Here is a 250-nt window from a genome sequence, read left to right on the forward strand (position 1 = left end):
CGGTCATCGCCAATATGGGCATCGCCTTCCTGTCCGCGCACACGGTGGGACTGGAGCTACAGGCGGGCAAGCTGGCCGTGCTCGATATCGAAGGCTTCCCAGTTATGCTGAACTGGTATGTGGTGCACCGCAAGAACAAGCGGCTGCCGCCGGTGGCGCTGGCATTCAAGCATTTCCTGATGGAGGAAGGTGCCACGCTGATCCAGCAGATCACCGGCGTGGAGGGGCTGATCCGGCCGCGCATCGCCCG

1 protein-coding gene is annotated in these 250 nt (G+C 63.2%); it reads left to right on the forward strand.

The features are described 5' to 3' along the window. A partial coding sequence (locus SB772_RS43895) for a LysR substrate-binding domain-containing protein (RefSeq protein WP_410839013.1) occupies positions 1-250 on the forward strand: 250 nt, incomplete at both ends.

The organism is Paraburkholderia sp. SIMBA_030, from assembly GCF_046535245.1.
GTDB lineage: Bacteria > Pseudomonadota > Gammaproteobacteria > Burkholderiales > Burkholderiaceae > Paraburkholderia.